Below are 20,860 nucleotides of genomic sequence, written 5' to 3' on the forward strand. Positions count from 1 at the left end.
CTCCAACGGCATATTTACGCCCTAAAACACGGCAAAAATGGCCGCAAGGCGCCGTTTTAGGGCAAAACAGGGCTCTCTTGACTTCATCTGGGCTTTCGGATTGACTGAACCCCGTAATGCTCGATGATTGATATTTTCAACAACAAAGGTGTTGCATCATGTCGGTACCCCCGCGTGCCGTTCAGCTCAACGAAGCGAACGCGTTCCTTAAGGAACATCCTGAGGTTCTATACGTTGACCTTCTGATTGCAGATATGAATGGAGTGGTGCGCGGCAAGCGCATCGAACGCACCAGCCTCCATAAGGTTTACGAGAAAGGCATTAACCTCCCGGCTTCTCTTTTCGCACTGGATATCAATGGCTCGACGGTGGAAAGCACCGGCCTGGGCCTGGACATCGGTGACGCAGACCGAATCTGTTATCCCATCCCTGACACTCTGTGCAACGAGCCTTGGCAGAAGCGCCCGACCGCACAACTCTTGATGACCATGCACGAGCTGGAAGGCGAGCCGTTCTTCGCCGACCCACGTGAAGTGCTGCGCCAAGTGGTGACCAAGTTCGACGAACTGGGCCTGACCATCTGCGCGGCGTTCGAGCTGGAGTTCTACCTGATCGATCAGGAGAACGTGAACGGTCGTCCACAGCCACCGCGCTCGCCAATCTCTGGCAAACGCCCGCACTCGACACAGGTCTACCTGATCGACGACCTCGACGAATACGTCGATTGCCTCCAGGACATTCTGGAAGGTGCGAAAGAGCAAGGCATCCCGGCCGACGCCATAGTCAAGGAAAGTGCCCCAGCGCAGTTCGAAGTCAACCTGCACCATACCGCCGACGCGCTGAAAGCCTGCGACTACGCGGTACTGCTCAAACGACTGATCAAGAACATCGCCTACGACCATGAGATGGATTCCACTTTCATGGCCAAGCCGTATCCAGGTCAGGCGGGTAATGGTCTGCACGTCCACATCTCGGTTCTGGACCGCGATGGCAAAAACATCTTCACCAGTGAGGATCCCGAGCAGAACGCCGCGCTGCGTCACGCGATCGGCGGTGTGCTCGAGACCCTACCGGCGCAGATGGCGTTCCTTTGCCCGAACGTCAACTCGTATCGCCGGTTCGGTGCTCAGTTCTACGTGCCCAACTCGCCCACCTGGGGGCTGGACAACCGTACGGTCGCCGTTCGCGTTCCGACCGGCACTGCGGATGCCGTGCGTATCGAACACCGCGTTGCCGGTGCCGATGCCAACCCGTACCTGCTGATGGCGTCGGTGCTGGCCGGTATTCACCACGGCCTGACCAACAAGGTCGAGCCGCCTGCGCCGGTTGAAGGCAACTCGTACGAGCAACACGAACAAAGCCTGCCGAACAACCTGCGCGACGCCCTGCGCGAGCTGGACGACAGCGAGATCATGGCCAAGTACATCGATCCGAAGTACATCGATATCTTCGTGGCCTGTAAGGAAAGTGAGCTGGAAGAGTTCGAGCACTCCATCTCCGACCTTGAGTACAACTGGTATCTGCACACGGTGTGACGGCTGTGTGAATTAAAAAGAACGCCCTCAAACCGCGTGGTTGAGGGCGTTTTTTATTTTAGACGGGACATCATGAGATGGGATTGATCGTTCCCACGCTCCGCGTGGTAACGCCGCCCAGGACGCTCCGCGTCCATCGCCGGGGTGACGCAGAGCGTCACAGAATGCATGCCCACGCAGAGCGTGGGCACGATCAACAGGATTTCGCGCACCTGTAGGAGTGAGCTTGCTCGCGATGACATCGGCAGGCGCCACTGCCGAATGCCTCGCGTACAATGCCTCCGACCCCGATCAAGAGAGCACTCAATGACCCGCCCCGCCACACCCCGCAAACCCCGCGCACGCAGCCAGGCCCGGATCGATTCCATCCTCGATGCCGCCCGCACGCTGTTGGCTGCCGACGGCGTGGCGAGCCTGTCGATTTACAGCGTGGCCGAGCGCGCGGGAATTCCGCCCTCGTCGGTCTATCACTTTTTTGCCAGCGTCCCGGCACTGCTCGAAGCCCTGACCGCCGACGTTCACGCGGCCTTTCGCGAAAGCCTGCAACAGCCGATCGATCACGCACAACTCAACACCTGGCACGACCTGTCACGCCTGGTGGAAAATCGCATGTTGGTCATCTACAGCGAAGACGCTGCCGCTCGCCAACTGATCCTCGCGCAGCATGGGCTGACAGAAGTTACCCAAGCGGACCGTCAACACGACGTTGAACTGGGCGAACTGATGTACGCACTGTTCGCCAAACACTTCCAGTTACCCGCCTTGCCGGATGACGTGGAAGTCTTCGCTCTGGCACTGGAACTCGCCGACCGCGTATACGCGCGCTCAGTGCAACTGCACGACAGCATCACCCCGCGCATGGCCGAGGAAGGTCAGCGGGTGTTCGACGCGTATCTGGGGCTGTACCTGCCGCCGTTTTTGCCGAAACACACGGCAATCTGATCGACCATCCCGCTCCCACGGGGAATCGCAGTTCAACCCTGACTCGTGGTGTCCTGACTAGCGCACCACCTCTGCCGACTGTGTCTCTATACGAGCATCAAGCCAAACATCAACGAGCATGTCCTGGCCGTCCACCGTCAAGGCGGCAGGACTATGGAATCGATAAACCTGTTCTCCGACTGAAACCTTCACCCTCCCCTCCACTACTGCAACTCTGGCAAGCGGATCGCGTGTCACCAAAAACGCCTTCCCATCGCGTGCCATTGCCTTCAACGCCAATTGATCATCGTCCATGCGCCGATAGAGAAAGTAGCGATAAACAAAAGAAGAGGTCGCCCCGCCTGCATCGGTGAGGACGGCGTAGACCATCCCGGCATTTCCTATGGGATAGCGGCCAACGATTTCCGATAATACAGGCGAAGGCTGGCGGTTGAGCAAAATCCAACCAAGCAGAACGACGCACAGAGTAGCCAGAAGCCACGCCGTTAACTTAGTGCTACAGCGGATGGCAAATCGCATATTTAATGCCCTCCAGAATCATCATCTGGTCATTCCTGTCGTCACCATAAGGAAACGAGAACCAGTCTACCCACGTTATGTCCTCCTCCGTTGTACCCGCCCTGAACTGGGCAAAACCTGCAGCTCGCTGAAGTACAAACTTGAAAAGCCGGCCGCCGTGCCAACAGCACCATAATGGAAGTTTCCAAAGTCTTGATACTCCGCGCCTTGCTGCTTGAAATCCCACGGTCCTCCATTGCGAACCTGCTCATAAACCATCGCCACAGCAACGCACCGCGACCGTATTTGTAGAGCACCTTCTTTTGGCGAGCCCAATGCAGGTTCAAAGTCAGGTTAACCCCTTCCGGCGCACGCGGTATTCTCATAATCTCGACGTCCGACTTAGTAAAAGACGGATCGAATGTAGGGATGACAATCCCCTCTGTTAAGAGCTGTCAGCCATGTCCCAAAAATTCAGAAGCGTCCTACAGCAGCCCGCGCAGCGTCTTTCTCTTGAGTCCGACATAACAACAGACGTTACTCACTGTGAGAGCTAACTCTGTCGCGATATGGCATCTCAGGCGCGACGTGTTAGAGATACCTCGTAATCGTTCGCCGCAGGCGCGCGCACTCCCATGAAGTCCGCGTGCTACTCCCAGAAGCAAAAAACCCCGAAGGGCTCGCACCCTTCGGGGTTGTTCACAGCGCATCGATCACAACTTGGCGATCGACACCTCGGTGGATTTCACGAACGCGATCACTTCGCTGCCAACGGCCAGTTCAAGCTCTTTGACCGAACGAGTGGTGATCACGGAAGTGACGATGCCGGAGGCGGTTTGTACGTCGATTTCAGACAGTACGTCACCGGTGACGATTTCCTTGATGGTGCCTTTGAACTGGTTGCGGACGTTGATGGCTTTGATAGTCATGGTAGGGCTTCCTTTTGTGAGATCAGTGCCAGGCGCGACATTGCGCCCGGGTTAGTTGGCCCAACGCAGTTGCGTGGGCAGCGGTGAAGTGGGTTCGGGTTCGGGCGGGCTGCCAGGAAGCGACAGCACGCGGTTAAGGACTTCAGTCTCCAGCGCGGCCAGTCGATACGAGCCGCGAGCGCGAGGACGGGGCAGGTCGACGTGCAAGTCGAGGCCGATGCGCCCTTCTTCGATCAGCAAGACACGATCAGCAATCGCCACTGCCTCGCTGACGTCATGGGTCACCAGCAAAACCGTAAAGCCGTGCTTCTGCCAGAGGTCTTCGATCAACTGCTGCATTTCAATTCGCGTCAGGGCATCCAGCGCGCCAAGCGGTTCGTCCAGCAGCAACAAACGCGGTTCGTGGATCAAGGCGCGAGCCAAGGCCACTCGTTGCTTTTGGCCACCTGACAGCGCCGCAGGCCATTCGTTGGCGCGCTCAGCCAGACCAACCGCTGCCAGCGCTTCAAGGGCCTTGCCGCGCCAGTCGCCACTGAGGCCCAGACCGACGTTATCGATAATGCGTTTCCACGGCAGCAAGCGCGCTTCCTGAAACATCAGGCGGGTGTCTTCACGGGCGTCCGCCAGCGACGCATTGCCTGCCAGCAATTGCCCGCTCGATGGTTGATCGAGGCCCGCCAACAGGCGTAGCAACGTGCTTTTGCCACAGCCGCTGCGACCGACGACGGCAACGAACTGCCCCGCCGGAATATGCAGGTCGATGTCTTTGAGGACTTCCCGCGAGCCAAAGGTTTTCTTCAGTTTGCGCACTTGCAGCGGGATGCCGCGCAACAGGTTTGCCGGTTGTTGAAGCGTGCTCATCGTGCGCCACCTTTTGCCACTTGATACGCCGGGTGCCAACGCAGGCAGACCCGCTCCAGACCGCGCGCTGCGAGGTCTGCCAGTTTGCCGAGAACGGCGTACAGCACGATGGCCAGAACCACCACATCGGTTTGTAGAAACTCACGCGCATTCATCGCCAAATAGCCAATGCCGGAGCTGGCCGAGATGGTTTCGGCGACGATCAGCGTCAGCCACATGAAGCCCAGCGCGAAACGCACACCCACCAGAATCGAAGGCATTGCGCCTGGCAAAATCACATGCCGGAACAGCGCGAAGCCCGACAGACCGTAGCTGCGCGACATCTCTACCAGCGCCGGATCGATGTTACGAATGCCGTGATAGGTGTTCAGGTAAATCGGGAACAACGTGCCCAGCGCTACCAGAAAAATCTTCGCGCTCTCGTCGATGCCGAACCACAGGATCACCAGCGGAATCAGCGCCAGGTGTGGCACGTTACGGATCATCTGCACCGAGCTGTCGAGCAGGCGTTCGCCCCACTTGGACAGCCCAGTGATGAAGCCCAGCGTCAGACCGATACCGCCGCCGATGGCAAAACCGATCGCCGCACGCCAGCCGCTGATGGCCAGGTGAGTCCAGATTTCGCCACTGCGCACCAGCGTCACGCCCGCTTCGATGACCGCGCTTGGCGCAGGCAGAATTCGGGTGGACAGCCAACCGGCACTGACCGCCAGTTGCCAGATCGCCAGCAGCAAGACCGGTAGCAGCCAAGGCGCCAGTCTTTGAGTGATTCTTTCCACGCTCATGGAGTTGTCTCCTCTCAATGCCCAGGCTTACTGCGCTTTCGCGACAGCAGCAGGTGGCGTCCAGATCACATCGGCGATGCTGAGCGGTTTAGGGATCAACTTCAGTTGATAGAAGGTGTCGGCGATTTTCTGTTGAGCCGCGATGGTTTCCGAGCTGATGAACAGCGCTCCGTAACCCTGGCGCTTGACCGAGATTTTGGTGATGTCTTCCGGCAGACCGAGCAGTGGCGCGACTTGCTTGGTGACTTCATCCGGGTTGGCCTTGGACCACTCGCCTACGGCGCGCACTTCTTCGACCAGGGTCTGAATCACTTTCGGATGTTGCTGTGCGTAGGGCTTGGTCGCCAGATAGAACTGGTTGTTGTCGACGATGCCCTTGCCATCACGCAAGGTACGCGCCTGAAGCTGTTGCTCGGCCGCAGCCTGGTACGGATCCCAGATGACCCAGGCGTCGACGGCGCCGCGTTCGAATGCTGCGCGGGCATCTGCTGGCGGCAGGAACACGGTCTGGATGTCGGTGTATTTCAGGCCAGCCTCTTCCAGCGCGCGCACCAGCAGGTAATGCACATTGGAACCTTTGTTGAGGGCGACTTTCTTGCCTTTGAGGTCTGCCACCGATTTGATTGGCGAATCCTTGGGCACCAGCAGCGCTTCGCTGGTCGGTGCAGGCGGCTCAGATGCGACGTAAAGCAGATCAGCGCCCGCAGCCTGTGCGAACACCGGTGGAGTCTCGCCGGTCACGCCGAAATCGATGGAGCCGACATTGAGGCCTTCCAACAGTTGTGGGCCGCCGGGGAACTCAGTCCATTGCACCTGCACGCCCTGCTCGGCCAGTTTCTTTTCCAGCGAGCCTTTGGCCTTGAGCAGCACCAGCGTGCCGTACTTTTGATAACCGATACGCAGGGTGTCGGCTTGAGCCTGGGTTAGAACGCCAAAGGACACCGCCGCAGCAAACAGAGCGACCAGGCCTCGACGCAAAATGACAGTGCGCATGGCACGCTCCTTTGCTAGTAGCTTTCAGGTGGCACCTGCTTGTCCGATGGCGGGCAAGTAAGGTGTTCGTGGGGATTCATGGCCGACGAAATCGCCAGGACGGAGAGACATTAACAGCGGGTTCATATTCTTTAAAATCATATTTATTCATTTGGTTAGCACCAGAATGAATAACAAGCAATACGTCGATTCTGCGGGAGTCGACTTGCTGGCGAATTCAGGGCGTCAGGCGTCACTGCTTCGCATGACACACCATATTCGCCAGCAAGCCGGCTCCCACAGGTTCAGTGTCAAACGCGAGATTTGAATTCAGCCCGATCTTTGTAGGAGCCGCCTTGGTGGCGAAAGGGATTGGCCAATCAACATAAAATTTCCCACAGTAAGTTTGCAGCGGGCCGCATAAAAAAAAGGGCCGATAAATCGGCCCGAATGTCGTGGTTGAAGCAGGTCTGTCAGCGGTTGGGCTGCGGCGTCAGGCGCAGGTACGGCGTGACGGCCTTGTAGCCCTTCGGAAAGCGTTGCTTGATCTCTTCCTCGTCCTTGATCGACGGCACGATCACCACGTCATCACCGTCTTTCCAGTTCGCCGGAGTCGCCACCTTGTGGCTGTCGGTCAGTTGCAGCGAGTCGATCACCCGCAGGATTTCGTGGAAGTTACGACCCGTACTGGCCGGGTAGGTAATGGTCAGACGTACCTTCTTGTTTGGGTCGATCACGAACAACGAACGCACGGTCAGGGTTTCGCTGGCATTCGGGTGAATCAGGTCATACAGCTCGGACACCTTGCGATCCGCGTCAGCCAGAATCGGGAAATTCACGATAGTGTTCTGGGTGGAGTTGATGTCATCGATCCACTTGATATGGGAATCGACCGGGTCCACGGAAAGGGCGATAGCTTTGACGTTGCGCTTGTCGAACTCGTCTTTGAGCTTGGCCGTAAAACCCAGCTCGGTGGTGCACACCGGTGTGAAGTCGGCAGGGTGGGAAAACAGAACGCCCCACTGGTTGCCCAGCCATTCGTGAAACTTGATCGGACCCTGGCTGGATTGCTGTTCGAAGTCGGGGGCGATGTCGCCAAGTTTGAGGCTCATGCAGTCAGCTCCTTTGATGGGTGTTGTCGGGATACTGTGCCTGCGAAATCGTTAAAACTGAAAGACCGAATAACGATGTTGAACAGCCATTTCGCTATAAAAAGCAGATGTTTTATTTTCTTTCCGGCATAAAAAAGCCCCGCCGAAGCGGGGTGCTTTCCACGCGTGTCCAGGCGCCTGAAGCAACACGGTTTGCGTGATGGGTACCTGGAGCTGGAGATTACCCAGTCGTTTCTGTGGTACCTCTTAGAAGCCCTCCAGAACGATCTTGCCTTTCGCCTTGCCGCTTTCCAGTAGAGCATGGGCACGACGAAGATTTTCTGCGCTGAGGCGTCCGTAGTTATCGCCAAGAGTGGTGCGCAAGAGACCCGAATCGACGTGCCGCGCAATTTCGTTGAGGATGTTGTGCTGCTCCTGCATGTCCTCGGTTTCGTAAAGCGAGCGGGTATACATCAGCTCCCAGTGCAACGACAGGCTCTTACGCTTCAGCGGCACAGCGTCAAGCGTGGCCGGATCATCGATCAGGCCCAGCCTGCCCTGAGGCTTCAGTGATTCGATGATTTGCTCGTAGTGCCGATCAGTCTGGGTCAGGCTTGCGACATAGCTGACTTGTGCAATGCCAATGCGCTTGAGCTCTTCGCTGAGTGGCTTGGTATGGTCGATGACGTGATGCGCACCCAGCTCGGTGACCCAGGCCTGGGTTTCCGGGCGCGAAGCCGTGCCGATGATTGTTAGTCCGGTCAGTTGACGCGCCAACTGAGTCAGGATCGAACCCACCCCGCCCGCAGCGCCGACGATGAGCAGCGTTTCGCCCCGGTCGGTGGTATCACGTGCGACACCGAGGCGATCGAAGAGTAACTCCCAGGCGGTCAGGGAAGTCAGTGGCAATGCCGCAGCCTGGCTGAAATCCAGCGATTGGGGCATTGAACCGACGATACGCTCGTCCACCAGTTGCAGCTCACTGTTACTTCCCGGGCGGATCAACGATCCGGCGTACCAGACCCTGTCACCAGGCTTGAACAGCGTCACGTCGCTGCCGACCGACTTGACCACGCCGGTAGCGTCCCATCCGAGGATACGGGGCTGGCTTTCGTCTTCGTGCGGTACGTAGCCCTGTCGCACCTTGGTATCGACAGGATTGACCGATACGGCCTTTACCTCTACGAGCAGGTCGCGCGGCTTCGGCACTGGCTCGGGTATATCGATCTCCACCAAGGCGTCGGGATGTTCGATAGGCAGGCATTTGAAGTGTGCAATGGCTTTCATTCGAAGAACCTCAGGAGATGCGATACATTTTCGTGATGGTGAGCTTTTCAGCAGCACGCTCGATGAAAGGGAGCGCGGCCTGAAAATGCGGTGTCGCTTCGTGAGCAGTCAGCGCCCCTTCAGTGCGCCACTGTTCGATCATGTGGAAAGTGCGAGCCTGCTCGGCATCACGATGGAAGTCGTACTGGATGCAATCCGCTTCGGCTCGGCTCGGGCCTTGCAGGCGCTGCAGCATCTCCTCGAGTTCGGCTTCAAACCCGGCCTTGGCGATCAAAGTGGCAATCAGTGTCAGAGGGGTGGTCATCAAACCTCCTGCTTGTAAGCGTTAAATAAAGAGAGAGCGCATTGGCTGGCACGGGTGTATCGAAGATATCCATGGCGTCGGCCGTGCAGCCAACAATTTGAATCTGCGGTGCTGCGAGATGGCGGCCTGGTCGAGATCCAGGTTATCGGCACGACACACATGAACTCGTCGAAGGGGAAGACTGAGTCACTGTCTTACGGGCCCGGTGCACACGATCCTGTGTCGGCGTGACTAAGCCTTTCGCTCAATGACGACTTTGCCAATGGCACGACCTGACTCTAGGCGATCATGTGCCGCACTGACACCCGCAGCAGTGAAATCATGGCGCTCATCGATCAGTGGCTTGACCAAGCCGCGATCAACCAGGGCAGCCAGTCTTTGCAGGATCTCGCCATGGTGCTTGCGGTCTTGGTTATGAATGATCGAAACAGCCATGAATATTAGGTCGAGTCTCAATGCCTTGAAGTGCATTTCGGTCAGATCGTAGGTGTCGTAACCGATGATCGAGACGACGTGGCCCTTGAGCTTCGCGGCTTTCAGCGAGTTTTGTAGGACCTCGCCGCCCAAGGTATCGAAGACCGTATCGAATCCCTTTCCTTCAGTGATTCGCTGACTGTATTCCTCAGGCGTCTCGCTGTTATAAAAAATAATTTCATCGGCGCCCAACCGACGGGCAATTTCCGCTTTTTCCGGTGTGGAAACCGTCGTCGATACCCTGGCTCCCAGCACCTTGGCCAATTGAATGCCTATATGTCCGACACCGCCGGTGCCACCATGTACAAGGACATTGTCATTGGGTTTGATCGAAGCACGGTCGATCAGCGCCTCCCATGCAGTAATCGCCACGAGCGGCAAGCTTGCTGCTTCGCCAAAAGAGAGCGACTTGGGTTTTAGCGCCAGCATCTGGGCATCGACCTCCATCTGATCTGCCAGCGCACCGGGAATCCCCACGATGCCGCCGAAACAGCCATAGACTTCATCGCCTGGGTTGAAGCGCGTCACACCAGTACCGACGGAGCTGACTACTCCCGAAACATCAATGTGGAGAGTGGCCGGGAACGTCAGACCAGCCGTTCCTTCGCTGCCTCGACGAATTTTCGTGTCCACTGGATTCACGCTTGTCGCCCGCACGTCGACAATCACATGCCCCGCTCGCGCAACGGGATCGTCCGTCTGAATTTCGACGAAGAGGTCCGAGCCACCATGCTGATTTATCACTATGGCTTTCAAGTGCTTAACTCCGAGGAACTGTAGGCGAATAAATTATCATCAATGAAACAGGATAAATACGCTAAGATCGTTGAATCTTTCGGTCCTTTTGGTTGGTAATCGTGCTGGATTCCATCGATGAGTTACGTTTGTTTACTGCCGTTTTCGAGGAGGGCTCAATCCGAGCGGCTGCCGAACGACTGGGGATGACGGCTGCAGGTGGAAGTAAGCGTCTTCTGGCCCTTGAAGACAGCGTCGGTCGGAGACTTTTTAACCGCACCACCCGCAAACTCAGCCCCACTTCGGACGGCGAGAAGCTGTATCAGCATGCCTTGAGCATCCTCGAAAGTGTCGAGAAGGCCGAGCGAGGATTCTTTCAAAAGACTGAGATTACCGGTCATCTGCGCGTCACCGCTTCCGCGACATTTGCCCAAGCTTATTTATCGAGCGTCGTAAGCAGCTATCTCAAACGCTACCCTGGTGTCATCGTTGATCTCCATCCGACGGATCAACTGGTTGATCTGGCTGCCCATGGTACCGATCTCGCGATTCGACACGGCGTGATGGCCGATTCGTCCCTGATTGCGCAAAGAATTGCTGATTCCCGACGCCTGATTTGCGCCGCTCCCCAGTATTGGGAAAAACAGGGCATGCCTGTCTCGCCAAAGGAGTTGGCCACACTGGATGGCCTCATCATCGGAAAGGATTCCAGTTGGGCGATGTCCCGCGCAGGCATCAAAAAAACCTGCAAAATACGCAAACGGTTTTCATCCAGTCTTGGGGAAGTGGTTCGCCAGATGGCGATAGATGGACACGGCGTAGCGCTGCTCATGGACTGGCACGTCCGAGATGATCTCGATTCAGGAGCACTGGTCGAGGCGTTGTCCGATTGGACCATTGAGGCGCCGGTGGGAATGTATGCGGTCTACCCTTCAAGAGAGAACATCTCTCCGACTGTGCTCAGCTTTGTTGCTCATCTCAAAGAGTGGGTCGCGACCCACCCCGTTTGAAGAAAGCAACCGTGCCGCCACGATGAAACCCGCCGGATGGTGTAAGAAGCCGGAACGTGTCAGTTGAACTGCAGATCAATCAGGTTCGTTGCCCCCGGACAGGGGCGTCGCTTTCACATAAAGCTGCAGCAGATCAGAGTGCATCCTGACCACCGTATCCGTTCATCCGGCAAAGGCCTTCAAACTTCAAGCCCCTCAAAATGAGAGTGGTGATGGGTGGACGTCAATGATCCTATTCGCGTTCGCGGCGCCTGTTCAGTCGAATTGTGTACCTTTTTGAATCAACTCAACCTTATAGCCATTGGGGTCCTCGATGAACGCGATGATCGTGCGCCCATGTTTCATAACACCTGCAGGTCGCGGAACGCGATATCCCATGATCGCAGCACGGCTGCATAACGCTTCCGCATCTTCAACCTCGATAGCGACATGCCCGTAAGCATCCCCGAGCTCGTAGCTGTGTTGACCCCAGTTTCGCGTCAGCTCCAATGCAACCGTCTCTGTCTCCGGACCATAACCCAGGAAAGCCAGTGTGAACTTGCCCTCTGGATAGTCTTTGCGTCTCAAGAGGCTCATGCCAAGCAGCCTCGTGTAGAAGTGAATGGATTTGTCCAGGTCCACTACACGCAACATGGTATGCAGTATGCGCATCTATTTCTCCACGGCAGCGTTGGCCCATTGCATGGCCAACATCTCTTGAAAGGCTTCTCGTGGCCCGATTCCAGGCCTATTTCTGCGCAAACAGCCAGGCTGTTCAACGCTGGAAGCCCTTGATGGGAGAATGTTAAGCTGCCCACTCAATCACTAAAAGTGACTAGATGTGAGCCAGACCATCACAAAAGGAGATTCTCTTGAAGCTTTCGCAGCTCGGCTTTTTTTGCGCCGTCGTCGAGCACGGCACGATAGCCGCGGCAGCCGCATCGCTGCATTGTGTGCCCTCGAACATCACGGCCAGACTGCGAGAGCTCGAAAGTCAACTTGGCGTCGTTTTGTTCAACCGCGAAAACAACCGATTGCTGGTCACTCCCGAGGGCAGGCTGGTCTACCGAAAAGCCAAACAGCTCATTGACCTGGCAGCTGAAACGCGCTCGCTCTTCTCGAACGATTCCATCCAGGGAGTGCTTCGCGTCGGAGCGCTCGATGTAGCGCTGGCCAATCATTTACCAGAGCGCCTGGTTCGCTATCGCCTTGAGGCACCGGGGGTCGAAGTTCACATTCGCCCGGAGCACTCGCTATTCCTTGAGCGGCTTTTGATGGATGGCGAGCTTGATTTGATTCTTACTGACGGCCCGATCCAGCATCCCTTGCTGGATAGCCGATTAGCGTTTCGTGAGCGCTTGCTCAGAGTAGTGCCCAAATCGCTTTCCCCGCCCACGCCTCAAGACCTGTCGGGGCTCGAACTGTATGTATTCGGTCGCACATGCCACTACAGACAACAGGTCGATAACTGGTTGGAAAGCAGCGGCATCCAGCCTAGGGCTATTCTGGAAATCGAATCGTATCCGACCATCTTCGCCTGTATCGCGCAAGGGATAGGTTTCGCCTGCGTACCGGAAAGTTACGTGGATCGTTTTGCCAGTCAGGCGCACACGTTTCAGGCTGACCAGGCGCCCAGTCTGGACTCAAGCGATATCTACTTCGTCTGGAGAAAGAACCAGCAATCCCCCCTGATCAGAAACTTCATTGAGGTCATCGACCGTCAGGGTGTTTAATTGCAACCACGTCTAAACGATTCGAACTCGTCAAACCCCGACGGCGTCTTTTGGCGGGGGATGGTGGTAATCCCCAACGAAATAGGGCTGGGCCGTCTATTCCTCCGGCCATCTACCCCGTTTTGTGAACAACCAATAGATGATTCCCAAGACCAGCGTTGCAAACCCCAATGCAGCGATAGTGGCGGCGGGCGTTGAAGCGGAATCAAGAATCACGAATTTCCGACTCAGGGCCAAGAGCGAGATAAGAATCACTGTTCGCAGCTGCACGATGCTGCCGTGCCTGAACGCCGGACGAATGATGGAGTGCTTGAACTCCAAGGCGATCAATACAGTGAAGATCGAACCGAACAGTAACTGGAAATCGCCGTGATCCAAGGGATCAATCGCGCCGCCCACCACCAGCGGCAGCACTCGTCTGTAGAGCTGAATCAATGCAATGACGATGACGCACGAGATGATCACACCGAGCGCCAGCACGATGATTTGCTCGAATCGCTCATAGGCGTTCATCAGTGACCACTGGACACGAAGGTTTTTGAACGTCGACCTCGAAGGCAGTGGCGCTGAGGGGTCCGGATTATTCATTAGTTTTTTCTCCAGCTCTTGTGGTTTTAGCCGTCGGCATGGCTCGCCTGTAGCCGCTGATCCAGCGCGCCGGAGGGTTGAGTGAAGCAGAGTTTCAGGGGTACATCGGAAACAATCCTGGTGATCTCGATGCGCTATCCGCTCGGCGGATCGATGCGATCAATATTTCCCAGCACCAGCGCACGGCCGGCAAACAGGCCGCCCGCCGTCTCCAGGGCAAAGCGTTCGGCATCGCGTTTGCGAACTTCGTCGACCAATGCGTCGGCTTCTCGCTCAGACGCACCGAGCGTCAACACTGCCTGACGACCGAGCAACAGGGCAGCTTCAAACGTCTCTCGCACAATGTAGTCCGCATTGTGTTTGATCAGCTCGAGCGCGTGTTCACGGTCAAAGGCCCGCACCACCAGTTTCACGTGCGGGCAGTAGTGCCGCGTGCTTTCGACAATGCGCGTCGCTGCTTTTTTGTCATCCACACAGACAATGATGGCGCGAGCGTGATGCGCCCCGGCCGCGTGCAGGATTTCATGGCGCGCGCCGTCGCCGTAATAGACCTTGAACCCATACGGTGTCACGGCGCGGATGACCTCCGGATCGATATCGATGATGGAAATGTTCGCCCCCTGGGAGAGCGGCGCCTGGCAGGCAATCTGCCCTACACGCCCAAAACCGATGATGAGCACATTGCATCGCAGATTGTGTGCGGCCTCCACCCCGTCCAGGGAAACGGGTCGCGCGGGAGCAAACCGTCGAGACAGCAGCAGCGTCACGGGGGTAAGCGCCATGGACAGCACGACGATAGCGGTCATGTTGGCGTTGACTTCCGCACTGATGACCCTGAGTTTGAGTGCCTCGGCAAACAACACAAACGCAAACTCGCCCCCCTGTGCCATCAGCATGGCGCGATCCAGTGCGTCGCTATGGCTGCTTTTCGCGAAGCGAGCGACGCCATAAATACACAGCGCCTTGACCGCCATCAGCGAGAGCACGCCGGAGGTGATGAGTGCCCAGTTTCTGGCCATGACTTGCAGATCCAGCGTCATGCCGACACCGAGGAAGAACAACCCCAGCAGCAGGCCACGAAACGGTTCTATGTCGGCCTCCAACTGGTGGCGGAAGGTCGACTCCGACAGCAACACGCCCGCCACGAAAGCGCCCATCGCCATTGAAAGACCGCCAACTTCCATCAGCAGCGCCGCGCCCAACACCACCAGCAGCGTCGCAGCCGTCATGACTTCGCGCGCTTTGGCCTGGGCCAATACCCGAAACATCGGATTGAGCAACCACAGACCGATGGCGGTTAATGCGCCCAGGGAGAGCGCGGCGATACCGACGCGTTGCCAGAGAGGGGATGCAGGTTCATGCGCCCAATCAGGGGGCGCCAGGAAGGCGACTACTGCCAGTAACGGCGCAATCATCAGGTCTTCGAATAACAAGATGGACACGATGTGCTGCCCCCTTGGCTCGGTGATGTCACCGCGCTCGGAGAGGACTTGGGTAACAATGGCGGTGGACGACAGGACAAAACCCGCCGCGCTCACGAACGAGACCTGCCATGGAAACCCGAAGGCCATGCCCACCAGGGTGAGCAGCGCAGCACAGACCAGCACCTGCAGGCTGCCCAACCCAAAGATCTGCCGGCGTAAATCCCACAGATGCGAGGGTTTCATCTCCAGGCCAATCACAAAGAGAAACATCGCCACACCCAGCTCGGCGATATCAATGATGGTGTGGGGATTGTTGATCAGTTGCAGCCCGAAGGGACCAATGATCAGCCCCGCTGCCAGGTAACCAACCACTGAGCCGAGTCCGATGCGCTTGAGCAATGGCACTGCCACCACCGCAGCGGCAAGCAAAGTGACGACAGTGAATAGTTGACCCGCATTGCCTTCAACGACCATGGCATTGACCCTCATCCCACATCAGGACCGTAAGGCATCCGCAGGCAGGCGTGCTGAACAGAGCGATGAAAAAAGTGCCCGGCCCTGAAAAAGGCTTCAGGACCCGGCGCCCTCCGTAGCGTGCAGCAAGGGCGGATCGTCGTCCGCCGGGCTCGGCCAGGCGTCCAAAGAGCCAATGCTTCATCTCACGACGTGATCGACAACGCCGTTGCCCAATAACGGGAGTGGGTTGCGTTAAGTCGCTGTCCCCGTCACAGGCACGCGATCATCAGGCCGGTCAGGCGGACTCACGGTTGCTGAGGTCGCTGGCGCGTCCAGCTTGTTGAACATCACTTCGTCGCGCGTCGTGTCGTAACTGAGCTCAACGCTGTCGCCGCCCTGGAGCTTGCCGGCGAGCATTTCCTTGGCAAGACGCGTTTCGACGGTCTGGCGAATCTGACGCTTCAACTCTCGCGCGCCAAACTCGGGCTGATAACCAACATCCGCCAGATGATCAATGAGGGTGTCAGCCACTTTCACCGTGATGTTCTGGGCAGCCGCGGTTCTAATGACCCGATCAAGCTGAATGCCCACAATCGATCGGATGTTGTCCCGAGTAAGGGCATGGAACACGATGATGTCGTCGATACGGTTCAGGAATTCGGGACGGAAATGCCCTTTCAAGACGCCCATCAATTCATCACGTAACGCTTTATCCGTGAGGCGTTCATTTTCTGGGCGCCCAAGATTCTGCATGATGACGGGAGAGCCCAGATTGCTGGTGGCGATGATGATCGTATTGCTGAAGTCCACAACTCGTCCCTTGCCGTCCGTGAGACGACCATCATCGAACACCTGCAGCAATACGTTGCTCACATCGGGATGCGCCTTCTCAATCTCGTCGAGCAAAATCACGCTGTAGGGCTTGCGGCGGACGCGCTCTGTCAACTGACCGCCTTCGTCGTATCCGACATAACCGGGTGGCGCACCGATCAACCGGGCAACCGCATGACGCTCCATGTACTCCGACATATCGATGCGAATGATCGATTGCTCGTCACCAAACACCGTCTCTGCCAACGCCTTGGCCAACTCGGTTTTGCCTACGCCGGTTGGACCAAGAAAGAGAAACGTGGCAATCGGTCTGTTGGCTTGTCCAAGGCCGGCGCGAGACAAACGAACCGCATCGCTGACCGCAAGCACAGCATCTTCCTGCCCGACCAGCCGATCACGCAAAGTGTCTTCCATATTCAGCAGCTTCTGACGCTCTTCCTGGGTGAGTTCGGTTACCGGAATACCGGTCAGACGGGACAGTACTTCGGCAATCGACTCAAGGGTCACCTCAAGGGTTTCGGAACCCGTCTTGCGCTCCCAGGCTTCTGTCTCCTCTCCTAACTGTGCTTGTTTTTGACCGATGCGCTCTTCGAAGCCTTTGGATTCATCAAAGCGTTTACGCGAGGATGAATAGTCCTGTTCGCGTTTGAGCTGGGTGATTTCCGCTTCCAGTTCCTGAATCCCAGCAGGCCTTGAGGAGGCGCTGATGCGCACGCGGGCCGCGGCCTGGTCGATCAGGTCGATGGCCTTGTCCGGCAGAAAGCGCGAGGTGATGTAACGATCCGACAGTTCCGCGGCGGCCACGAATGCTTCGTCGGCGAACGTCACCTGGTGATGCGCCTCAAGCTTGTCCCGCAGCCCACGCAGAATAACGATGGTCTGTTCCACGGTGGGCTCGGCTATCAGGACAGGCTGAAACCGCCTTTCGAGCGCCGCATCTTTTTCGATGTGCTTTTGGTACTCATTGAGCGTCGTCGCACCGATCAGGCTGAGCTCTCCGCGCGCCAGGGCGGGTTTCAATACGTTGGCAATATCCAGGCCGCCCTCTTCGCCTCCCTGCCCCGCGCCCACAATCGTGTGCAGCTCGTCGATGAACAGAATCAGCTCCGAGCTCTTTGCAGCCACTTCATCGAGCAGTTGCTTGGCGCGTTCCTCGAACTCGCCCCGGTATTTGGAGCCCGCGACCATTGAGTTCAGGTTGACTTCAACCAGTCGTCTGCCACGTAGAATTTCCGGGACATCGCCCTTGACTATGCGCTGTGCAAGCCCTTCGACAATGGCTGTCTTACCGACGCCGGGTTCGCCGATCAGGACCGGATTGTTCTTCCTGCGGCGGGCGAGCACCTCGATGGTATTTTCGATTTCCTGCGCGCGGCCCAATACGGGATCCAGCTTGCCCTCACGAGCCAATGACGTCAGGTCGCGACCGAACTTGTCGAGCGTCGGTGTTCCCGTCGGGGTATCGACTCTCCCGTCCTCAGCCCCCTTGCCCACCACCTTGACCACCTTCTGCCGCAAGGCCTCAGGGGTTACGCCGTATTTTTTGAGCAGCGTTCCGGCGATGCTTTCGGGCACCGAGGAAAGCCCGATCAATAGATGCTCGGGCCCAACGTACGAGTGCCCTAACTCACGAGATGCCTGGAATGCAAAATTGAACACTTTTTTCAGGCGAGGCGAGATGCTCATCTGATCCACCGGGGCCTGCGCCTCCGCTGCGCCCCTTTGAGCGTGTTGATCGATGTAGCCTTTGATGTCGTCCGCAGAAAGCTTCAATTCCTTGAGCAACGCTGTGCCTACGTCGGTATCGGCAAGCACATACAACAGATGCTCAGTATCGAGCTCGCTGCGGTTGAACTCATGGGCTTTTTCTCCAGCGCGTTGCAGGATTTCCAGCGTCTGGGAGCTGAATGCATCGGTGGCATCGACAGATTCGCGAGGCACATGCGCCGACAGCCTGAATTCGTCCCCTCCCTGGTCCGCTGCACCTCCCATGCTGTCGAAAAAGCGTGACACGCCCCCGCCCAGCAAAGAGTCGAAGGGATTCAACATGCTTTGATGGCGTAAAAGTCGACGGTAATCGTGGTCGCAAATGGACATCGTTCTGGCCTGGCCATTTTGCGAGACAGTCACTCGCGCGACGGCCGGTCTGGCATTACATATTTCACAGAGAGTAGCCATGATGAGTTGTCTCCAAAAATGGATAACACGGACTCATACAGATGGATCTACGTGCCCGTAAGCGATGCTCAAGAAACAGGGGCATGAGACCAGCAATACGCTGAGCGTGGTCGGGAAGACGATTGCGTGGGAGGGAATGGCGGCCCTGGGAAGCGACGCCACCCGATCAACATAGTCGCGATCTCATCAACGTGCGCCCCGTCGACCCGATTACCGACGAACGACCCCCAGATAGCTCGTTTACAAAATTACCTGTCGTCACCTATCCACCCACGTGCTCTCTAGCGATTGAGCCCACGCATTGAGGCAAGCTCGATCGCCTGACTCATCTCGGTGACCTCGGGAGGCCCGTCATAGCTAAGCCCGTCGATGTAAAACGCGGGCGTGCCGTTTACCCCACTACGTACGCCGCCATCGAAATCGGATTGTATTTTGGGCAGATAGATATCAGTTTGCATGGCAACAAAGAGTTCATCGCTGGAAAAGCCGTGTCTCTGTGCGATGGCGTCATACAACGGCAGACCCAATCGATCCTGATGTTCATACAACTCGTCGTGGGCCTCCCAAAAGAACCCTCGACTTCCGGCGTATTCCGCGGTGACAGCTGCGCTCAGGGCATGCGGGTGAGCGGTGGTCAGCGGAAAGTTGCGAAACACAAGCAACAGATCCTCGCCAAAATGCTGCTGCAGCTTTTTGACGACCCAGTACGCCAAACCGCAATAGGGGCATTCGTAGTCGCCATATTCCACCAGTGTGACCTTGGCATCCGCCCTTCCCTGGCGATGGTCGTTTGCAGTTACCGGGACTTTGAGAGTGGCCATGTGATCACCTGCTGGTTTTTTGCGGGCGTGCTGTGTGGGGAATCTGCCAGAGCATCCAGCGCATCCAGAATGCCGTCCGCTCCAGGATTGATTGCCATCGGTGAAACGTAGCTCCAGGCGACCACCCCCTCCTTGTCAATCACGAACAACGCACGCTTACACACTCCAAGGTGGGAATCGTACGCGCCATACTGTCGCGCCACCGCTCCTTTGGGCTCGAAATCGGCAAGCAGGCTGAAGTGAAAACCACGATCTTTGACGAAGGCCTGATGACACCAGGCGCTGTCGACGGAAATACCCAGCAGCGTCGCGCCGTACTCTCTGAATGTGGGGAGCACCTGGTTGTACAAGGTCAGTTGGTCGCCACACACCGAGCTCCAGTCAGCGGGGTAGAACGCCAATATTACGGGACTTCCCCTTAGCTCGTGCAGGGACAGCCGCTGATCGGGCGTTGCGTACAGGGAGAAATCGGGGGCGACAGTGCCGGCTGGAAGTAGTCCTTGAACCAAGCGGTCGGTCGTTTCTTTTGCATCATCCAATGCTGAAGTGTTCATTGCTTGAGCCCTGATAGGTGGGGTGGGTTCTGCTCAGCCGGATACGACTCGCCCGGCGGCATAATTCCATCCACCGTCAAGGGGTTCAGAATGGCGAAGATGCCTCGAGACAAGCCTGAGTGTCTTCGGCTGCGAGGGTATGGGCCGCATTACGAGCACGAGGCGATCCGCCGTGCTTTCGCGGAATTGGGTTGAGGCCAGGTTGGCAGCGCAATGGCTGATTTGATCTGACGCACCAATGACTATAGTCGCTGTAAGCACCTGCCCGCCGAAAAGAGACCCGCGGTAACGTCCAGACTCAGCCGCGTCCCTGAGGCTGCAAAAAGGCGGCAGGGACGGGTTGGAGCCTTGTCGGGCTTGCTTAGCCGGGCAGCTTAGCCGCAAGCACGTCAACCTTCTCGATTGACGGCGGTTCGGCAAACAGCTCGGCAGCCTTTGCCATAAGCGCGGCGGCGACCTTGCCCGAAAGATGAGCCTGTCGGCCTGCTTCATCCGGGAAGGCGTCAAAGATGCCAAAGGTGGAAGGCCCCAAGCGGATGGCGAACCAGGCCGTGGTGGCTGGCTCCTCCTCCACGATAGCGAGACCACTCATTAAAAAACGCTCCACCTCTTTCTCTTTCCCGGGTTTTGCTTCGAGACGAACGAACAACGCTACGTTGACCATGACGTGTCTCCTCTTGTTATGACGAGGTCATCATGCGCCATGCTTTCCAGTAAGCCCAACGTGATATTTGCCGACTTGCCAGCAAGCTCCAGCGTCGCGGGGATGGAAGATAGCGTCGAGTCATTCCGCCGGCAGAGCAAACGGCCAGAAGCAGACGCCGGACCGCCCCATCATCAGTCATTTAGCTGCACCCAGCCCATTTCTTCGGG

20 protein-coding genes are annotated in these 20,860 nt (G+C 57.2%); 4 read left to right on the forward strand and 16 right to left on the reverse strand.

All coding sequences use genetic code 11. From position 1 onward, the window contains the following. The first annotated feature begins 158 nt into the window (after positions 1-158). Both ACI2KB_RS13035 and ACI2KB_RS13040 read left to right on the forward strand, forming a co-directional pair. On the forward strand, positions 159-1,535 hold the full coding sequence (locus ACI2KB_RS13035; protein ID WP_404635082.1) for a glutamine synthetase family protein: 1,377 nt from the start codon (positions 159-161) through the stop codon (positions 1,533-1,535). Positions 1,536-1,841: 306 nt separating this feature from the next. Continuing rightward, on the forward strand, positions 1,842-2,477 hold the full coding sequence (locus ACI2KB_RS13040) for a TetR/AcrR family transcriptional regulator (protein ID WP_404635084.1): 636 nt from the start codon (positions 1,842-1,844) through the stop codon (positions 2,475-2,477). Between the two features lie 57 nt (positions 2,478-2,534). On the opposite strand, the gene ACI2KB_RS13045 is transcribed toward ACI2KB_RS13040, so the two are convergent. The 9 genes from ACI2KB_RS13045 to ACI2KB_RS13085 form a co-directional block, all read right to left on the reverse strand. Further along, positions 2,535-2,996 carry a hypothetical protein gene (locus ACI2KB_RS13045; protein WP_404635086.1) on the reverse strand — a complete coding sequence of 154 codons (462 nt, stop codon included), beginning with the start codon at positions 2,994-2,996 and terminating at the stop codon, positions 2,535-2,537. 692 nt (positions 2,997-3,688) lie between these two features. Further along, on the reverse strand, positions 3,689-3,904 hold the full coding sequence (locus ACI2KB_RS13050; RefSeq protein WP_404635088.1) for a molybdopterin-binding protein: 216 nt from the start codon (positions 3,902-3,904) through the stop codon (positions 3,689-3,691). Positions 3,905-3,955: 51 nt separating this feature from the next. Continuing rightward, positions 3,956-4,765: an aliphatic sulfonates ABC transporter ATP-binding protein gene (gene ssuB / locus ACI2KB_RS13055; RefSeq protein WP_404635090.1), complete on the reverse strand. Its 810-nt coding sequence runs from the start codon at positions 4,763-4,765 to the stop codon at positions 3,956-3,958. Continuing rightward, positions 4,762-5,550, reverse strand: coding sequence for an aliphatic sulfonate ABC transporter permease SsuC (gene ssuC / locus ACI2KB_RS13060; protein ID WP_404635092.1), 789 nt, complete (start codon positions 5,548-5,550; stop codon positions 4,762-4,764). The genes ssuB and ssuC overlap by 4 nt, the downstream gene beginning before the upstream one ends. A gap of 27 nt (positions 5,551-5,577) precedes the next feature. Next, positions 5,578-6,543 (reverse strand): sulfonate ABC transporter substrate-binding protein, encoded by a 966-nt coding sequence (locus tag ACI2KB_RS13065; protein WP_404635094.1) that lies wholly within the window; start codon positions 6,541-6,543, stop codon positions 5,578-5,580. A 452-nt stretch (positions 6,544-6,995) separates the two neighbouring features. Next, positions 6,996-7,634, reverse strand: coding sequence for a peroxiredoxin (locus tag ACI2KB_RS13070; protein WP_404635096.1), 639 nt, complete (start codon positions 7,632-7,634; stop codon positions 6,996-6,998). A gap of 246 nt (positions 7,635-7,880) precedes the next feature. After that, the gene (locus ACI2KB_RS13075; protein ID WP_192067732.1) at positions 7,881-8,900 is read right to left on the reverse strand and encodes a zinc-binding alcohol dehydrogenase family protein; all 1,020 of its coding nucleotides are present in this window, start codon (positions 8,898-8,900) and stop codon (positions 7,881-7,883) included. A gap of 10 nt (positions 8,901-8,910) precedes the next feature. Beyond that, on the reverse strand, positions 8,911-9,204 hold the full coding sequence (locus ACI2KB_RS13080; RefSeq protein ID WP_404635098.1) for a putative quinol monooxygenase: 294 nt from the start codon (positions 9,202-9,204) through the stop codon (positions 8,911-8,913). A gap of 231 nt (positions 9,205-9,435) precedes the next feature. Then, positions 9,436-10,434 (reverse strand): zinc-dependent alcohol dehydrogenase family protein, encoded by a 999-nt coding sequence (locus tag ACI2KB_RS13085; RefSeq protein WP_404635100.1) that lies wholly within the window; start codon positions 10,432-10,434, stop codon positions 9,436-9,438. A 101-nt stretch (positions 10,435-10,535) separates the two neighbouring features. On the opposite strand from ACI2KB_RS13085, the gene ACI2KB_RS13090 reads away from it, so the two are divergent. Further along, positions 10,536-11,423 carry a LysR family transcriptional regulator gene (locus tag ACI2KB_RS13090; protein WP_404635102.1) on the forward strand — a complete coding sequence of 296 codons (888 nt, stop codon included), beginning with the start codon at positions 10,536-10,538 and terminating at the stop codon, positions 11,421-11,423. 255 nt (positions 11,424-11,678) lie between these two features. On the opposite strand, the gene gloA is transcribed toward ACI2KB_RS13090, so the two are convergent. Next, positions 11,679-12,074, reverse strand: a complete 396-nt coding sequence (gloA, locus tag ACI2KB_RS13095) for a lactoylglutathione lyase (RefSeq protein WP_108238970.1) — start codon at positions 12,072-12,074, stop codon at positions 11,679-11,681. A gap of 200 nt (positions 12,075-12,274) precedes the next feature. Between gloA and ACI2KB_RS13100 the strand changes: the two genes are divergently transcribed. Next, complete coding sequence (locus ACI2KB_RS13100) at positions 12,275-13,135, forward strand: LysR family transcriptional regulator (RefSeq protein WP_404635104.1); 861 nt, start codon at positions 12,275-12,277, stop codon at positions 13,133-13,135. Positions 13,136-13,231: 96 nt separating this feature from the next. On the opposite strand, the gene ACI2KB_RS13105 is transcribed toward ACI2KB_RS13100, so the two are convergent. From ACI2KB_RS13105 to ACI2KB_RS13130, 6 genes are all read right to left on the reverse strand, one after another. Continuing rightward, positions 13,232-13,723, reverse strand: coding sequence for a phosphate-starvation-inducible PsiE family protein (locus ACI2KB_RS13105; RefSeq protein WP_404635106.1), 492 nt, complete (start codon positions 13,721-13,723; stop codon positions 13,232-13,234). Positions 13,724-13,857: 134 nt separating this feature from the next. Continuing rightward, positions 13,858-15,621 carry a monovalent cation:proton antiporter-2 (CPA2) family protein gene (locus ACI2KB_RS13110; RefSeq protein ID WP_404635108.1) on the reverse strand — a complete coding sequence of 588 codons (1,764 nt, stop codon included), beginning with the start codon at positions 15,619-15,621 and terminating at the stop codon, positions 13,858-13,860. A 234-nt stretch (positions 15,622-15,855) separates the two neighbouring features. Then, positions 15,856-18,615, reverse strand: a complete 2,760-nt coding sequence (locus tag ACI2KB_RS13115) for an AAA family ATPase (RefSeq protein ID WP_404635684.1) — start codon at positions 18,613-18,615, stop codon at positions 15,856-15,858. Positions 18,616-18,893: 278 nt separating this feature from the next. After that, positions 18,894-19,433, reverse strand: a complete 540-nt coding sequence (locus ACI2KB_RS13120; protein ID WP_404635110.1) for a DsbA family protein — start codon at positions 19,431-19,433, stop codon at positions 18,894-18,896. Continuing rightward, entirely contained in the window at positions 19,409-19,987 is a 579-nt protein-coding gene (locus ACI2KB_RS13125) for a redoxin domain-containing protein (RefSeq protein WP_404635112.1), read from the reverse strand. Before ACI2KB_RS13125 ends, ACI2KB_RS13120 begins: the two co-directional genes overlap by 25 nt. 361 nt (positions 19,988-20,348) lie before the next feature. Then, entirely contained in the window at positions 20,349-20,651 is a 303-nt protein-coding gene (locus tag ACI2KB_RS13130; RefSeq protein ID WP_279892650.1) for an antibiotic biosynthesis monooxygenase, read from the reverse strand. Between the last annotated feature and the right edge of the window lie 209 nt (positions 20,652-20,860).

Origin of the sequence: Pseudomonas sp. NPDC088444, from assembly GCF_044900175.1 — a bacterium.
Lineage (GTDB): Bacteria > Pseudomonadota > Gammaproteobacteria > Pseudomonadales > Pseudomonadaceae > Aquipseudomonas.

Coding starts and splice junctions, on each gene's coding strand:
- ACI2KB_RS13035 (WP_404635082.1), top strand. CDS start 159: ATGTCGGTACCCCCGCGTGCCGTTCAGCTCAACGAAGCGAACGCGTTC.
- ACI2KB_RS13040 (WP_404635084.1), top strand. CDS start 1,842: ATGACCCGCCCCGCCACACCCCGCAAACCCCGCGCACGCAGCCAGGCC.
- ACI2KB_RS13045 (WP_404635086.1), bottom strand. CDS start 2,996: ATGCGATTTGCCATCCGCTGTAGCACTAAGTTAACGGCGTGGCTTCTG.
- ACI2KB_RS13050 (WP_404635088.1), bottom strand. CDS start 3,904: ATGACTATCAAAGCCATCAACGTCCGCAACCAGTTCAAAGGCACCATC.
- ssuB (WP_404635090.1), bottom strand. CDS start 4,765: ATGAGCACGCTTCAACAACCGGCAAACCTGTTGCGCGGCATCCCGCTG.
- ssuC (WP_404635092.1), bottom strand. CDS start 5,550: ATGAGCGTGGAAAGAATCACTCAAAGACTGGCGCCTTGGCTGCTACCG.
- ACI2KB_RS13065 (WP_404635094.1), bottom strand. CDS start 6,543: ATGCGCACTGTCATTTTGCGTCGAGGCCTGGTCGCTCTGTTTGCTGCG.
- ACI2KB_RS13070 (WP_404635096.1), bottom strand. CDS start 7,634: ATGAGCCTCAAACTTGGCGACATCGCCCCCGACTTCGAACAGCAATCC.
- ACI2KB_RS13075 (WP_192067732.1), bottom strand. CDS start 8,900: ATGAAAGCCATTGCACACTTCAAATGCCTGCCTATCGAACATCCCGAC.
- ACI2KB_RS13080 (WP_404635098.1), bottom strand. CDS start 9,204: ATGACCACCCCTCTGACACTGATTGCCACTTTGATCGCCAAGGCCGGG.
- gloA (WP_108238970.1), bottom strand. CDS start 12,074: ATGCGCATACTGCATACCATGTTGCGTGTAGTGGACCTGGACAAATCC.
- ACI2KB_RS13105 (WP_404635106.1), bottom strand. CDS start 13,723: ATGAATAATCCGGACCCCTCAGCGCCACTGCCTTCGAGGTCGACGTTC.
- ACI2KB_RS13110 (WP_404635108.1), bottom strand. CDS start 15,621: ATGGTCGTTGAAGGCAATGCGGGTCAACTATTCACTGTCGTCACTTTG.
- ACI2KB_RS13120 (WP_404635110.1), bottom strand. CDS start 19,433: ATGGCCACTCTCAAAGTCCCGGTAACTGCAAACGACCATCGCCAGGGA.
- ACI2KB_RS13125 (WP_404635112.1), bottom strand. CDS start 19,987: ATGAACACTTCAGCATTGGATGATGCAAAAGAAACGACCGACCGCTTG.
- ACI2KB_RS13130 (WP_279892650.1), bottom strand. CDS start 20,651: ATGGTCAACGTAGCGTTGTTCGTTCGTCTCGAAGCAAAACCCGGGAAA.